General features: G+C 43.9%; 16 protein-coding genes, 2 tRNA genes and 1 rRNA gene. 4 read left to right on the forward strand and 15 right to left on the reverse strand.

Features of this window, described 5'->3' with window-relative positions:
* Nucleotides 1-47: 47 nt before the first annotated feature.
* The 7 genes from KUV50_RS18790 to surE all read right to left on the reverse strand — a co-directional run bounded on the left by KUV50_RS18790 (nt 48) and on the right by surE (nt 5,440).
* Entirely contained in the window at nt 48-983 is a 936-nt protein-coding gene (locus tag KUV50_RS18790; protein WP_222581755.1) for a ribose-phosphate pyrophosphokinase, read from the reverse strand.
* A gap of 72 nt (nt 984-1,055) precedes the next feature.
* The gene (locus tag KUV50_RS18795; RefSeq protein ID WP_222581756.1) at nt 1,056-1,568 is read right to left on the reverse strand and encodes a gamma carbonic anhydrase family protein; all 513 of its coding nucleotides are present in this window, start codon (nt 1,566-1,568) and stop codon (nt 1,056-1,058) included.
* Nucleotides 1,555-2,505, reverse strand: coding sequence for a TraB/GumN family protein (locus KUV50_RS18800; RefSeq protein ID WP_222581757.1), 951 nt, complete (start codon nt 2,503-2,505; stop codon nt 1,555-1,557). Before KUV50_RS18800 ends, KUV50_RS18795 begins: the two co-directional genes overlap by 14 nt.
* Nucleotides 2,492-3,160: a TetR/AcrR family transcriptional regulator gene (locus tag KUV50_RS18805; protein ID WP_222581758.1), complete on the reverse strand. Its 669-nt coding sequence runs from the start codon at nt 3,158-3,160 to the stop codon at nt 2,492-2,494. The genes KUV50_RS18800 and KUV50_RS18805 overlap by 14 nt, the downstream gene beginning before the upstream one ends.
* A 42-nt stretch (nt 3,161-3,202) precedes the next feature.
* Nucleotides 3,203-4,363 carry a lipid-A-disaccharide synthase gene (gene lpxB, locus KUV50_RS18810; RefSeq protein WP_222581759.1) on the reverse strand — a complete coding sequence of 387 codons (1,161 nt, stop codon included), beginning with the start codon at nt 4,361-4,363 and terminating at the stop codon, nt 3,203-3,205.
* The gene (locus KUV50_RS18815) at nt 4,360-4,665 is read right to left on the reverse strand and encodes a hypothetical protein (RefSeq protein ID WP_222581760.1); all 306 of its coding nucleotides are present in this window, start codon (nt 4,663-4,665) and stop codon (nt 4,360-4,362) included. Before KUV50_RS18815 ends, lpxB begins: the two co-directional genes overlap by 4 nt.
* The gene (gene surE, locus KUV50_RS18820) at nt 4,655-5,440 is read right to left on the reverse strand and encodes a 5'/3'-nucleotidase SurE (RefSeq protein ID WP_222581761.1); all 786 of its coding nucleotides are present in this window, start codon (nt 5,438-5,440) and stop codon (nt 4,655-4,657) included. Before surE ends, KUV50_RS18815 begins: the two co-directional genes overlap by 11 nt.
* 301 nt (nt 5,441-5,741) lie before the next feature.
* Here surE and hemH point away from each other — a divergent pair, with 301 nt between their 5' ends.
* Both hemH and holA read left to right on the forward strand, forming a co-directional pair.
* On the forward strand, nt 5,742-6,782 hold the full coding sequence (gene hemH / locus KUV50_RS18825) for a ferrochelatase (protein ID WP_222581762.1): 1,041 nt from the start codon (nt 5,742-5,744) through the stop codon (nt 6,780-6,782).
* 3 nt (nt 6,783-6,785) lie between these two features.
* On the forward strand, nt 6,786-7,784 hold the full coding sequence (gene holA / locus KUV50_RS18830; RefSeq protein ID WP_222581763.1) for a DNA polymerase III subunit delta: 999 nt from the start codon (nt 6,786-6,788) through the stop codon (nt 7,782-7,784).
* Nucleotides 7,785-8,309: 525 nt separating this feature from the next.
* Here holA and KUV50_RS18835 read toward each other — a convergent pair.
* The 3 genes from KUV50_RS18835 to KUV50_RS18845 form a co-directional block, all read right to left on the reverse strand.
* Nucleotides 8,310-8,468, reverse strand: coding sequence for a hypothetical protein (locus KUV50_RS18835; RefSeq protein WP_222581764.1), 159 nt, complete (start codon nt 8,466-8,468; stop codon nt 8,310-8,312).
* A 151-nt stretch (nt 8,469-8,619) separates the two neighbouring features.
* A complete protein-coding gene (locus KUV50_RS18840; RefSeq protein ID WP_222581765.1) occupies nt 8,620-8,991 on the reverse strand; it encodes a YraN family protein in 372 nt (123 codons plus the stop codon).
* A 60-nt stretch (nt 8,992-9,051) separates the two neighbouring features.
* Nucleotides 9,052-10,374 (reverse strand): D-alanyl-D-alanine carboxypeptidase/D-alanyl-D-alanine-endopeptidase, encoded by a 1,323-nt coding sequence (locus KUV50_RS18845; protein ID WP_222581766.1) that lies wholly within the window; start codon nt 10,372-10,374, stop codon nt 9,052-9,054.
* A 45-nt stretch (nt 10,375-10,419) separates the two neighbouring features.
* On the opposite strand from KUV50_RS18845, the gene KUV50_RS18850 reads away from it, so the two are divergent.
* Entirely contained in the window at nt 10,420-11,880 is a 1,461-nt protein-coding gene (locus KUV50_RS18850) for a M14 family zinc carboxypeptidase (protein WP_222581767.1), read from the forward strand.
* A 512-nt stretch (nt 11,881-12,392) separates the two neighbouring features.
* Here the strand turns inward: KUV50_RS18850 and KUV50_RS18855 are convergent.
* Nucleotides 12,393-13,790, reverse strand: a complete 1,398-nt coding sequence (locus tag KUV50_RS18855) for a Gfo/Idh/MocA family oxidoreductase (RefSeq protein ID WP_222581768.1) — start codon at nt 13,788-13,790, stop codon at nt 12,393-12,395.
* A gap of 175 nt (nt 13,791-13,965) precedes the next feature.
* On the opposite strand from KUV50_RS18855, the gene KUV50_RS18860 reads away from it, so the two are divergent.
* Nucleotides 13,966-14,103 (forward strand): hypothetical protein, encoded by a 138-nt coding sequence (locus KUV50_RS18860; protein WP_222581769.1) that lies wholly within the window; start codon nt 13,966-13,968, stop codon nt 14,101-14,103.
* On the opposite strand, the gene KUV50_RS18865 is transcribed toward KUV50_RS18860, so the two are convergent.
* The 4 genes from KUV50_RS18865 to KUV50_RS18880 form a co-directional block, all read right to left on the reverse strand.
* Nucleotides 14,067-14,143 (reverse strand) — tRNA-Ala (locus tag KUV50_RS18865). The two genes, KUV50_RS18860 and KUV50_RS18865, sit on opposite strands and share 37 nt — an antisense overlap.
* 64 nt (nt 14,144-14,207) lie before the next feature.
* Nucleotides 14,208-14,576 carry a four helix bundle protein gene (locus tag KUV50_RS18870; RefSeq protein WP_222581770.1) on the reverse strand — a complete coding sequence of 123 codons (369 nt, stop codon included), beginning with the start codon at nt 14,574-14,576 and terminating at the stop codon, nt 14,208-14,210.
* A gap of 79 nt (nt 14,577-14,655) precedes the next feature.
* A tRNA-Ile gene (locus KUV50_RS18875) sits at nt 14,656-14,729 on the reverse strand.
* Nucleotides 14,730-15,078: 349 nt separating this feature from the next.
* Nucleotides 15,079-15,191, reverse strand: a 16S ribosomal RNA gene (locus KUV50_RS18880); the annotation flags it as partial.

The raw sequence follows: 15,191 nt of genomic DNA on the forward strand, positions 1-15,191 counted from the left end.
AGCCGGTCTTTCAAGTGGGAAGTTCAGTACAGCCCACGTGCGACCGTTTACAAATCTTCCAGATACAGAGCGGCTATGGATTTGTGTTCGTGTGTATTACGGATGGCCCGTGCAAACAACCGACCGGACTCTAAAACTGTGATTTTTTCAGATTCTTTCGTCAGCGGAATCGTATCGGTGACAATCAGTTTTGACAACTGAGAATTCTCGATATTCTCATAGGCTTTACCGGACAAAACAGGGTGTGTACAGATAGCAATCACATTCAATGCTCCTTTTTCTTTGAGCACATCTGCAGCTCGACATAATGTTCCTGCTGTATCAGCAAGATCATCCACTATAATAACATCTTTTCCTTCCACCTCACCGATCACGGTCATTTCTGCGACTTCATTGGGTTTGATCCGTTGTTTATCACAAATAACCAGCGGTGTGTTAAAAACCTTGGCATATTTCCGAGCCCGCTTCACTCCACCCACATCGGGTGCAGCAAAAATAGTGTTGGACAGATCATACTTTTCAAGATAAGGCATAAAAACCGCTTCGCTGCGCAAATGATCGACTGGAATATCAAAAAAGCCTTGAATTTGATCTGCGTGAAAATCCATTGTCATAACGCGATTCGCTCCAGCAGCCTCCAACAAATTGGCAATAAGCTTGGCTGAAATAGGAACTCTGGGTTGATCCTTTCGATCTTGGCGAGCATAACCAAAGTAAGGGATGACGGCCGTAATATACCCGGCAGATGCCCGCTTTGCTGCATCAATCATCAGAAGCAATTCCATTATATTGGAGGGTGGAGAGGGGGTGCTTTGAATAAAAAACACATAGGCGCCCCGAACAGACTCCTGAATAACAGGGTGAATTTCTCCATCGGAAAACTTCTGAATATCTATCCTTGAAAGATTTTGCCCGTAATTGGCTGCAATTTTTTCAGCAAGATATCGGGAATTCTGACCTGAGAAAAGCTTTATATCAACCATTATACTTTGTTATTAGAACACAAAAATAGATCATCTTGCTTACTATACAGAAAATTTCAGGGGAGATTTTTTTTATTTATACCACGAGGCATATCGGACATAATTATTTGCAATGCGTCGAATCTCGCCTTCAAGCAGTTCCGGCGATACAGGTTTGATTTTGCGCGCAGGTACGCCCGCATAAATATAGCCGCTTTCGCAAATCGTATTCTCCAGTATAACGGCGCCGGCGGCAATGATGCATCCACTTTCCACCACCGCATGGTCCATAATCCGACTCCCCATGCCGACGAGTACATCATCGTGTATCCTGCATCCATGCACAATGGCTTGATGACCTACAGAAACATGGCTCCCAATGTGGGTAGAAGAGCGTTCGAAGGTGCAGTGTATAATAGCTCCATCCTGAATATTTACCCGATTCCCCAGCCGGATACTGTTCACATCTCCACGTACTACAGCCTGAAACCAAACACTGCACTCATCGCCCATGACCACATCTCCCACCAGCGTAGCGTTTTCGGCAAAAAAGCAGTCTTGCCCCCATTGGGGCTGGGTATTATTGACGGTTTTAATAAGTGCCATCCCGTGGATTTAAAACAGGTGTTAAGATATATCCGGCCTTTTCCAAAAGATGGATCACGCCGGTCTGGCCCGGTAGGTGAGCTGCACCAACTGCAATGAAAGTGGGTTTTTGATGGATGTAGGTTTCGATCCTGGGAATCCAGTTTCTATTGCGTATATCCAGAAATATCTGGTTAAAATTTTTGAATGTAATATCCGTCGCCTGGACTTCCTCTAAAATAGCATTTAGATCCTGATCCTTATACGTCTGATAAAGACCTTGCACAGCCTCATCGGCTGACTCATCACCGCGCTCCATCTTTTGATCGATCGCCTGAACCAGCATCTGAGCCTGATCAGTGTAAGGGATTGAGTCAAACAAAGAAATCTGGTAGTCGAGGGATTCCAATCCCAGTACAGCCTTCCGATCGGTTTTGGCACGATTAGTAATTTCCATCTCGTAGGATTTGCTCCCTTCTCCCAGTAAGGACCCCAGGTCAATGTCCACCAGCATGTACAGAAAAAAGGGTTTAATATTTTGCAAAAACATCAGCGGCATACCCATGCCTTCAAAGAATTCCCGAATGCGTTCGTATTCGTCATCGGACACCAGGTCTTCAAGCGTTTGATCCTGAGGCATCATGATTTTAGGCATCAATCCCATCATTGAAGCCGGGTTCATATCCAGTTCATTGGTCTCGAGAACGATTTGCTCTGTCGCGGAATAGGCATTCTGAAAATGTGCCGGCCAGAAATAATGCTCTTCCGGTATGAGGTGCATGGTTCCAAAAAGGTATGACGGAGCATCGAGATCAGGAGATTCGATCTTCCACAGCAGGGAATTGGCTAACGATGTGGTCTTGTCTGCTCCGGCATGTCGGGGCACCTGACATCCAAAAAGCAAAACCATCACCCATAGAATGACAATTCCGGGTGTATATGTTTTAATGGGCATCATCAATCATCGTTTGGTAAGCGATCTCGATAATGTAGTCCCGCCATTCATTCAGATTAATGTGATACATGGTCATTCTGTTATTTTGCGCTGCTGCGGACTTGATCTGAGAAAATCCAACGATTAAACTCCACATCGTCATATACATCAGGTTGGGAGAACGCGTATTTTTGATCGATCCATCTTTTTGACCGCGATTGATCTCCTCTTGAAAAATCGTAATCGGAATATTGTGAATATCCTTAATTTTCCGAAAATAGATGCTGTTTTTCATCGAATCAGTTAATTGATTCGTTTTTTGCGTGGAAGAACGAACCAACCGGGTATAGTTCAATAGCAACTCCAGATAAAATGGGTTTTCATCCAAAAAATCCATGTAGGCCCGGACCAACGTTATGACGGAATCCAGTCCGGATTTGTTCTGCTGATCGTGATACACCTCGTAGAATGCATCATTCATTTTGTGCATGGCTCTATAGGTGAGCGCCATGTACAGATTCTCCTTACTGCTGTAATAAAAATAAACCAATCCTTTGCTAATACCAATCTGGGAGGCAATATCTTCCATTTTAGTATTATCATAACCGTGTTCAGAAAAGGTTTTCTCAGCAGAATTGAGGATTTCTATTTCTTTTTCTTCTCGTTTTGTGAGTGCCATAAATTTACTTGGTTATCGATTGACGTAAAGTTAGAAATTATTTTAACTCCCCAACTTAGAAATCATAATATTTGCGGTTTTTTCAGCTGCTCCGCCCACCCCAAGCTTTTCTTCCAGTTCAATATACTGTTTTGTCAGTTCTTTTCTTTTTAAATTTTGAGTCAATTCCATCACTTCTTTACGTAGTCCAGAAGCGGACAGTGCATCCTGAATCAATTCCCGGACGACCTCTTTGTTCATAATCAGATTAACCAGCGAAATATAAGGAACCTTGATCAATCGGCGGGCAATGTAATAGCTGATCTGACTGCCCTTAAAGCACACGACCTCGGGCACCTTAAAGAGTGCCGTCTCCAACGTTGCTGTACCTGAAGCAACGCAAGCGATGTAGGCGTTTGAAAGCAATGCATAGGTATCTTCATCATAGGACACAGGGTGCTGATGTCCCACAATGCTATCGTATATGCTTTGGGGAACATGCGGCGATTTACCGATCACAATACGATAACCGGGAATTTCTCGGACCGCTTTTAGTTGGACCGGAAGAATTTTGGATACCTCCTGACGACGGCTACCTGGCAGAAGAGCTATAATTTTCTCTGACCTCACCGCGTGTGAGTCATCAGAATTAGCCAAATCCGGATGAGTACCGATTTGATTCACAGACACACTCGCCTTCTGTGCTTGTCTGTAATTTTTGATGATATCAACCAACGGGTGTCCTACATAGTGCACCTCATAATCAAAACGTGCAAAAAATGATTTTTCAAATGGTAGGATGCAGAACAACTCATCAATATACTTTTTGAGATCAAGCGCTCTGCGTTCTTTCCATGCCCAGGCCTGCGGCGCAATATAGTAAAAATTCCTATACCCATGTCGGGCTGCCCAGCGAGCCATTCGCATATTGAAACCTGGAAAGTCGATGTAAATAATCGCATCCGGTTTGTAATCACGGATAGCTTTTTTCGCCAATCGGAAATTGGACAGAATGACTGGCAGGTGCCTGATAACTTCTGAGAATCCCATAAAAGAAAGACGATCGATGGTCTGATCGAGATCCACACCCGCTTTGGCCATTTTTGGCCCGCCAAAACCACGAAATTGCATTTGAGGATCCTGCCGTTTCAAGGCCTCAACCAGGTGACCGCCGTGCAAGTCTCCCGAGGGCTCGCCCGCAATGATATAGAGCTTTTTATTCATAAAAGCACACTTGAAAAATAAATGATCCAGGCAATAATAAACACAAAAGTGGGAAAAACGACACCCCGAACTGCATGGTGCGCATATCGCTTTTGAAAATATCGAACCAGGACTACATTCACTCCAATGCTGACTAGCGCAATCGTTCGTATCCGAAAATCATCAGAGAATCCCGCATCGGACATCAATCCGCGCTCACTCAGCTCCTGAAAAATCATATACAAGACGACAAAAGCAAATATAGGAACCACCGTACCTGCCAGGGCACCCACCACTACCTTATCATATCGTCTATTGATCATTCACCAACCCGTTTAACTTCTCAAAGGCGGGATAATCGGTCAGATCAAACTGACAAGGAACCACCGATATATAGCCTTCATCAAGCGCTGTCACATCGGTTCCATTCCCCGAATCCATATTGACAAATTCGCCAGCCAACCAATAGTATTTCATGCCATGAGGATCAGTTCCTTCCTGAAACTCTTCGACCCAGCGGGCATTAGCCTGTCGGCATACTTTGATTCCCTTTAATTGTTCTTCTGGCAGAGCTGGAATGTTGACGTTGAGTAACAACGGATTATGGGGATCTTTTTCAAGACCCAGTACATATTCACTAATCTTCCGGGCAACTTTAGCTGATCCTGTAAAATCAGCTTCAAACGAAAAATCAAGCAAAGAAAAGCCCACACTGTGAATCCCTTCCATAGCTGCTTCCATCGCCGCAGACATCGTTCCACTGTAGATAATATTTATGGAATAATTCGCTCCGTGATTGATCCCTGAAACGCATAAATCAATGGTTTCATTCTTTAACAGGACATTTTTGGCCCATTTGACGCAATCAACCGGCGTCCCGGAACATTCGTAAGCTTCGATTCCTTCAAAGGTCTTAACCTTATTGAACCGAAGCGGTTCACGCAATGTTACGGCATGTCCTTTTCCACTTTGCGGAGAATCTGGTGAAACAACATACACTTTCCCCAAATCCCGGACAGCATCCACCAGAGAATGAATTCCCGGTGCAAACATTCCATCGTCATTCGTGACTAATATTATTTTCTCTTTATAAGGCATTATAATTTATTTTTTCAAATTCATATTCTGTCAAAACGCCGGCGTTCCAGACACAGCAAAGTCATACCTCACCAGATGTTCAATGTTACCCGCTTTATCGTACAAGAAGTGCAGGTAAACGCGGTTACTGAAAATAAAATTGCTCTTCGTTTTGAAAGATTGTCTGTACTTTTCAAAAGTTAAAAATACATCAATGCAACGGATCAACTGTGCCAACCTGTATATTTTTCAAAAATAGAACTCCAATCAAGGTTATCCCCTAAATTTTGGGCAAATTTGCGGTGTTTGACAAAGTAACATTATGAAAAATCAGGAGCAGAATAGTAACACGCATACGGGCGTATTGTTGATCAACCTCGGATCGCCCGATAGTCCGAAGGTCAAAGATGTGAGAAAATACCTGATTGAGTTCCTCCTCGATCCACGTGTCATAGATATCCCCTACATCAACCGGCAGTTATTGGTGCGCGGACCGATCGCTTATGGACGAGCCCCCCGGTCTGCCGAAGAGTATCAAAAACTGTGGACCGAGCCGGATGGATCACCATTGATCGCCTATGGGTATGAGGTTCGTGACCTGCTTCAGAAACAATTGGGAAACGGTTACAAGGTAGAATTGGCCATGCGGTATCAATCCCCATCGATCGCTGATGGAATCAACACGCTGAAGAAAGCCCGATTGAAAAAATGGATTATCGTCCCGTTGTTTCCACAGCAGGCTTCCGCTACCGTGGGTTCGGTATTGGAAAAAGTGATGGAAGAGATCCGCAAGGACTGGATATTCCCTGAGCTCGTTATGATCAATCAGTTTTACGATCGTCCGGATTTTATCGAGGCATGGGCAGAAGTGGCCTCGGGATACAATCTGCAATCGTATGAAAAAATCATATTTAGCTATCACGGTTTGCCCCAACGACAGCTGTTCAAAGCAGACCCGGGACATCACTGCAAAGCGAATATCGAGTGTTGTCAGAAAATCACCCGGGATAATCAGGATTGCTATTCAGCTCAGTGCTTTCACAATACCCGTCTGCTTCGCGAAAAACTAAAACTACCGGAAGAAAAATGCATTACGTCCTTCCAATCCCGCCTGGGCAGGTCAGAATGGATCAAACCCTATACGGAGGACGTGGTAAAAAAACTGGCTCAGGATGGTTTTAAAAAGGTGTTGATCATCAGCCCGGCCTTTATCGCTGATTGCCTGGAAACCATTGTAGAATTGGGTATGGAATACAAAGATCTATTCATAGAACATGGCGGAGACACCTTCGACATGATGGAAAGTCTCAACGCAAATCCAGCATGGATCCAATCCTTAACCAACATGGTCACAGAACGATAACCCATGGATATAAAAGCGATTCAAAAGAAAATTAAAGCCAATCCTGTACAACCGGTTTATTTTTTATACGGGGATGAACCATTTTATATCGATCAGCTCGGTGATTTCATTGTGGAAGAAACCGTCAATCCGGAAATGAAAGACTTCAACTTCACGGTATTGTATGGCAAAGAAGTCAAAAGCGGAAGTCTGCTTGATGCCTTGATGCGATATCCGATGATGGCCCCCTACCAGGTCATTCTTCTGAAAGAGGCACACCAGATGAAAGATTTCTCCGACCTGCTTCCTTACATCCAAAATCCGATGGACACCACGATTTTCATCATTGAGTACAAAAAGTCGGTGGACAAGCGATTTAAGGTTTTTAAGACGTTGAGCTCACTGGACACCGCATATGAATCAAAGTCCATTCGGGACTATCAGATTGTCAAATGGATCGGAGATTATGTCAAAGGCCAAAAGTGGTCTATTGAAGCAGATACCACCCGGTTACTGGCAGAATATCTGGGGACAGATTTGCAAAAAATCGTCAATGAGCTGGAGAAGATTATGTTGAACAAAAAAAACAACAACATGATCACCTCGGAAGATATTGAAAAATATGTCGGAATCAGTAAAGACTACAATGTCTTTGAACTTCAGAAGGCCATAGGCAGCGGATCTGCTGATCAGGCCTTTCGGATCATAACTGTGATGATGGAAAATGAAAAAGAGAATTCTCCTATCATGATTATCTCAATGTTGTTTGCCTACTTTACTAAAATCTATAAAATGCATTTTTTGCGGACTGCTTCACAAAAAGAGCAATTGAAGAATCTGGGTCTCTCCCACTCTTTTTTCCTCAGTGAGTTTCAGCAGGCTACCCGACTATTTAGCCAGGCCAAATGTGAATCTGTATTGGATATATTGCATGAATATGACCTCAAGTCCAAAGGATTTGACTACCCAGCTGGAAATAGCGGAGAATTGGTCAAGGAGATGCTTTATAAAATCATGAGCTGATGGTGGATTATTACGAGGGGTGGTAGAGGAGAACAGTTTAGGGGGGAGAGAAACGATCAGCAGTTAGCTGTTCTTTAGTGGTATGATTTGTGGTTTGGTATGTGAGAATGTATATGAATTTTGGGGCTAGGGTCGATCGGAGACTGCCGACCGACGACAGTAACCAGGGACTTTAACGGCTAATGACCTAAACAGCTTTATTCACCACGTCCAACTATTATGATGCATAATTTCCAGTGCATCAATTGCTTAATTTCCAAAAGTGGGCCTATTACATAGCCCACTTTTGGCCGACGTTTGACTTTTGATTCATACATTATCCTCGGAACAGAGCCCTCCCACAGCCAAGGCGGGGATAGGTCGGTTCACTCATCCTACCCACCCAAAATGAGGACATTTTTGGGTCCTTCACCGAATGTGGATTGACCACATTCGATCTAGCCCTTGGCGAGATTTTGCTCAATCATACTGAACTTTCTGTCTCAGCTCGGCTTTACCGAGATGAGACTACATACGTTCATGTTACTAACTCCTGAAATAGAATACTATTCCGGCAGCTATAAGATTATAGATTTTTAAGTGCAATGAATGCTTACCCGCCTGAAACAGGGATGTTTCGGGTCCTTCATCAGAGGTAGATTGACTACCTCTGGTCTCGGACGAGCCGAGACTATAATCACTCATATCTGCACCTGTCTAACTGCCATTAAAACAATAATCAACGCCAGGTAGGTAAATCATAAGCGATGAATTTTGCAGGCTAAGCGAGGTTTGCCCCGTTATATAAAATAAGGCAATCCCCCCACCAAATTCATCATCAACAACTAATAATTATTCAGGGATCCCATCCCGCGAAGTGGACATCCTTAAGATGTCGTATTTTAAAATGTCCAGAACTGCCCGGCCGTATACCCAATACATCAAATCGGATTCCGCCCGAATATTCTATAGTTTCTAGGTAATGTGCGGCGGCTATTGAAATGTTGGTCATCTTTTCCGACGAAACAAACTCCACCGGATCCCCATACTTATTGTCTTTACGATATTTCACCTCTACAAAAATGAGCAGATCACCCTTCCTACAAATAATGTCTATCTCGAGTGTGCTATGTCGCCAGTTGCGTTCCTGAATGAGGTACCCCTTAGACTCCAAGAATCGACAGGCAATCCGTTCGCCATAGTCACCGGTTTGTCTGGTAGGAGGCACTTTATCCATTTTTACGAAATTCAATCCGACGAGAACAATCTCATTGCATCCATTCAGGGCTCAATGATTTTCTTTAATCCAACGCAACAATACGTCCATCTTCTTTTTATATTGGCTGCTGGAACCCAGATAATTATTGTGCATAAACGAAAAGACATAAGTCTTCCCCGAATCAGCCAGCAGATAACCTGACAGACAATGCACACCGGACAACGTCCCCGTTTTGGCGTAAACAAAAGGCATATCATCATGTCCATACCAAGAGGCTATAGTACCACGAACACCGCCAGCTGGAAAATACCGAAGCAACTCCCCATGCTCCATGGATCCGTACAATCGCTGCAAAACATCGACCAGAAATCGGGGCGATAACTTATTGTACACCGACAGCCCGGATCCATCCACCCAATGGATTTTTCCTTTCCATGGGCTAAAATCATCTGTCATCACAGAATCAATCACCCTGGTAGTGCTTATGGTATCCCACAGCGCTGATGATACTGACCACAACATTTGTTCAGCGATAAAATTATCACTTTCATACATCATTGCCCGCAACAATGTATCCCGATCACTGCCGGGGACGGACTGCCAAGATCCCGAATCATGATTAAAACCACTCAAATCAGTCCATTCCACCGCTTGGTGGAGGGTATCCGATAATAAGTGACAAACCACATCCGGATTGGTCACAAAAGGAATACGTAGTGGGGTTTCCCGACACTTGGCGGTATTGACTTGAAAAATGTTTGCTCGTTCATTGCGGCGGACAGCACGAGCCGATGGATCGAAGTACCTGTTCATTATAAACCCCGATGGTTCCATCAACCACTGATCATCCTGACACCAGGTCCGCGCCATATTCCCGTAGATGGGAAAAGGACTGCGTTGTGCTGCATAGTAATACGGATAATCTTCCCACGACCACCCCGGGGCCCAACGCTCATCCGAATTCCACTCCCCTAAATAGACCAGATTGTTTTGTTGCCTGAAAAATGACAGCGGAGGGGACACATCAAACCGGGGGTCCAAAAACCCCGGATCCCCCGTTCCTTTAAAAAAGAGCGTATCATTTCGTCGGATCCATTTTACACCAACCAGAGTTTCCGGCAAAAACTGTAAGGCACTGTATAAGGTTAATATCTTGGTATTTGAAGCGGGGGTAAACAACGAAGAACTGTGATAATCCAGGATGGGTTTTGGTCGTTCCGATTGTCCAGCCTCGATGACAAACAGACCACTGTGAACCCCCGAAGTATCAAAAAGGTGGTGCGCCCATTCTTCCGTTGTTGTAGGAATTGAAACGGCATCCATAGAACGCTTTCGCCCACACGAGGCCAACAGAACGATCAATATCAGAACCAAGAAGTTATATAATTTCATACTTTTACATTTGCAGCCTATAAATTTAACAAAAAATATCGTTCAATGGCACGTCTACTTCTTCTGATACTATTTTTCGGACTTGCTCTGTCCCCGCTTCATTCCCAGATAAAAGCTCCGCATCAAACCGATCTGCAGACCCGTTACGCTGCATTTAAGGAGACCGCAATCACGACCAAACGATTTTCCATTGAAGAATTGATCCCCGTGATGGAAAGGCACCCTTCCAAAACATTGATAAATTTCAAAGTAGCTGCTCACAGCATTGAAGATCGGCCTATTTACCTGGCCGAATATGGTCATGGGAAAATTCCGGTGCTGTTTTGGTCCCAGATGCATGGCGATGAATCTACCGCTACCATGGCCTTGTTTGATTTATTTAATTATCTGGAGTCTGATCAATCCGAAGACGTCGAATTTTTAAAATCACTTCGGGAACACTGCACACTTTATTTTATCCCGATGCTCAACCCGGATGGTGCAGCCCGATTTTCCCGTCGGAATGCGGCGAACATCGATCTGAATCGGGATGCACTTCGGCTCAGCAATCCTGAATCGCAGCTTCTCAAGACAGTTCGAGATTCCCTGAAACCCGAATTTGGATTTAACCTCCATGATCAGAGCATTTATTACCGTGCTGGTAAAGATGGAAATCAAGTTGCTATGGCATTTCTGGCCCCGGCTTTTGATTACGATAAAAATATTAACGGGGTCCGTATGAAGTCAATGCAACTCATTTCAATTCTCCGTGACAGTCTAAGTCAGATTATTCCGGATCGAATAGCGGTATACGACGATAGTTTCGAACCCCGGGCGTTTGGAGATAACATTCAGAAATGGGGAACATCCACCATCCTTATCGAATCTGGTGGCTATCCGAATGATCCGGAAAAACAGTTTATCCGAGAACTCAATTTTATCACGCTAATCAAAGCCCTGGAATCAATCCTTTCGGGCTCTTATGTTTCCAAGACTTTGAAGGAATACAATGCAATTCCTCAAAACGATCGAAAAATGATGTCCCTGATCCTACGCAATCTGACGGTACAAGTCAAAGACAAACCGATTTTGATGGATGTAGGTTTTCAATATTCGGAATACACCAAAGATGGACAAACGATATACCCGTCCAGAATAACTGACGTGGGTGATCTCAGCGTAAATAGCGGCCTGGAAGAGTTTCAGGCCAAAGGGTACAATTTAATTCAAGGCATGTGGTATCCAAAGTCTTTTAAAAATACCGCCGAATTACAAAAATCAAACTGGCAAAAAATGATCCGGGAAGGTTATTTAGGTTTCATCGTCGAGGATAGTACCGACGACCGATCGGACGCTACCTTGCATATGGCTGCCCAAAAACCAACAGATCGTGCTGATCCATTAAGTCTAACTTTTGCACCGGGACAAAATCCTACTTTCATCATGGAAAAAGGAAATGAAAGGATGATTGTGCAAAATGGGAAAATTTTTTCCGTGGAGGAATACATAGCCGAAGTTGGATTGTAGTTTGATTCTTGGGGATTTGGTGGTAGTTCTCGGGCGTTTCCTATTTGTCCACAGGTTTATTTTCGGTAGGTGGAATAGTTTGTGGTTTAGTTCTTGGGTGCAGGATCAATTCATAAGTTTAGTATACAATTTAACGTTTCCGGCTTAATTATTGACCAATGGTATGGTTTGTAGTTTGGTTCTTGGCTGTGGAGATCCAGCACGACAGTAGGTGGACCAACGACCCGGGACCGACGGCAGCCAGAGGCGATCACCCACCGTGGGTAAAGATGACCGGAGACCAATGACCACAAACGGAGTGTCATAAAGCGAAGCGCCTTAAAGCATAGCGGCCCAAAAGCGGAACGTCGTAAAGCGCAGCGTCCCAAAGCACAGCGACCTAAAAGCAAGCGTCCTAAAGCATGACTGAATGAAGCCAAAGGCCAAGGGTTCTGTGAACCTTTAGTGAAGGAACCGAAACACCCCTGTTTCGGGCGGGTGAGGAATAAAGCACCAAAGTGCAGTACCCCAATCTATATTCGTTTTGCTCTCGGCTTGAGATCCGTCAGAGTACCGATACGTACCGGTTGACCGGATTCAATACTATTGCACGCAGCAACTCCTATCAGGATAGACATCGCACCATCACGTACACCAGCGGTATGTTTTAAAGGATCAGGCGCCGCTGGATTAGAAAATATTTTATCCTGCAGGCGTTTATCTCCACCGCCGTGTCCACCCCGCTCGTAACTGACTTGCTCCACGGTATGATCTTCAAAGTTTTTATGAACAATGACGGGCGCGTGCTCCATATTATCATTGCCCCCTTGATCCATTTCTGCGGCATGCAATCCCGCCTGATCAAGAGACTCATTATCAAAATAAGGAATATCCTGCCATGCTTCGATCCGTCCTTTGGTCCCGTTAAAAGCAATTTTCCAGCCTTCATAGGGTGAATACGTCGTCAGCGAATAGTTGACCACGGTGTTATTGGCATATTTGATTTGTGCCGACATTTTATCGTAGATATTCACTTCAGGACGGTACAGACAATTGTCCCGAATGTACCCATCATACTTCTCATTTGCCACGTAAAGCTTCATATACCGATCGTTCTTTGTGATGTCATAAAAGTAATCACATTTGTTTTTATACTCACAGGTTCGGCATTTGTCTCCGCGGAAGGGGCCGTTGCTTCCATAATGTTCCAGATCTCCGTAAGCGAACACCTCTTCAGGATCGGAATCCAGCCACCAGTTGAGCAAATCAAAATGGTGGGTTGATTTGTGAACCCAGAGCGACCCTCCATACTCCTGCTGACCATGCCAACGTCTGAAATAGGAGGCACCGTGATAATTATTTAGGTACCAGTGAAAATCGACAGAAGTGATCTTACCAATGGTGTTATTGTGTAATAATTCTTTAATTTTGGTCGTATAGGGACTCCATCGGTAGTTGAAACCAACAATGAGTTTTCGGTTTGAACGCCGTTCCGCATCAAGAATCGCCTGGCATTTGGTTTCATCGGTAGTCAATGGTTTTTCCGTCAAAACATCACACCCATGGTCAAGTCCTTTAATGATAAATTCATGGTGGGTCGAGTCCACCGTTGTGACAATAACCAAATCCGGATTCTGCTCGGTAAGCATCTGATCAAAGTCCGTATACACCGGGCAGTTCACCCCCATATATTCTTTTGCATATTCGAGTCGTCCTGGATTTATGTCGGCCAATCCTACAAATTCTAAAAGATCAGGATATTGGTCGACAAGACGTTTCCCCCAAAAGCTCGTTCCCCGGACTCCGGTACCGACTAAGGTTACTTTTAACTTCCGGCCATACAATCCAAGGGCTTTGGCAGGTGCATTAATCATTGTTCCGGCGGCTAACATTCCGAGCGCTTCAATAAAATTTCTTCGGTTCAAACTCATGGTGTTCATTTCTGTTCCTAAAAGTTCCCTAAGATATCAATTGTAAGATCTGAATGAAAGAAAGGCCCTATAAATGTGTACGTAACCATACAATTTGAAATGATTCTTAATTAGCGTTGTCTTGGAAATTGGCAGGTGTATTTGCTGAAACAATTAGTCATCAAATACAAATTGGATGATGTGTATTTTACAAGAGCTGGAGCTCTTGCTTCCCGGGCAAAAAAAAAGGGAGGGTGCCACTCGCCGAAGCGAACAGCCACCCTCCCTGGATGGTGGTGGTGGAGGATATCGGAGTCGAACCGATGACCTCTAGAATGCAAATCTAGCGCTCTAGCCAGCTGAGCTAATCCCCCGTACATGTGTGGGTGTGAGTGTGGGTGTGGGTGTGGGTGTGAGTTTGGTGGTAATCAAAGTTACCTACTTTTTCTCCACCTTTTTTCTTCCTGTGCTACGGATCATACCCAGCAACATTTTTGAAATCAATTCAAAATTGTCATATAATTTTTGGTATTCCTCTTTTGAAATCCAATTTTGGTTAAGAATTAACTTGAGTAAGGCTACGCATTCATTTACCGACCCTCTGGCCATAATAAAAAAGTGCTTCTTATCGGCAGGTGTCATTCTTCCAACTCCTTCTGCCAAATTGAGTGCCACTGAGATACATGCTCTTTTAAGTTGATCAGATATAAATTTATCAATTTGGTTCGAAGAGAATAAGAAGTTTAATAAGATTTTATTTGTTTGCTCTATCTTATCATTCACTTCTAATTTCTCGAAATCAAACATGATTTGCTTTTATATCGTTTATTCCGCTTATCACACTCACACTCACACTCACACTCACTCTCACACTCACTCTCGTAAGTAGTCCCGCGCAGACTTGAACTGCGGACCTCTACATTATCAGTGTAGCGCTCTAACCAGCTGAGCTACGGGACTATCAATTATTTTTATACATACCAGATCTTTTTCCGGCACCTTGTCCCGATCTCCTATCAGCTTAGTTTACCTACCGTGGGCTAAAAAGGCAGTCTGCGAGACTAATATATATTTTAAGGCAGACCGTTGTCTGCATCTTATTCTACAATACCCAATAGGTATCCATACCTGATTTACCCGAATAAAAATTCATAAGTAAAAATTGGTAAGAATACATAGTGAGATAAAATAATAAAAACTATTGATGTCAAAAAAAAAGGAAGAAGCCAGGTTTGATTGAACAAAAAATTATTTGAGTATACCCGTTTTGAGGCGGGTTGACCATTTCCAAAGAAACGGTAAGACTCGAAAAAGAGGTATTCCAGCCGCACCTTCCGGTACGGCTACCTTGTTACGACTTAGCCCCAGTCACTGGTTTTACCTTAGATAGCTCCCCATAAAGTCACCATCTTCAGGTACCCC

This window comes from Membranihabitans marinus (assembly GCF_019802045.1).
Classification (GTDB): Bacteria; Bacteroidota; Bacteroidia; order Chitinophagales; family Saprospiraceae; genus Membranihabitans; species Membranihabitans marinus_A.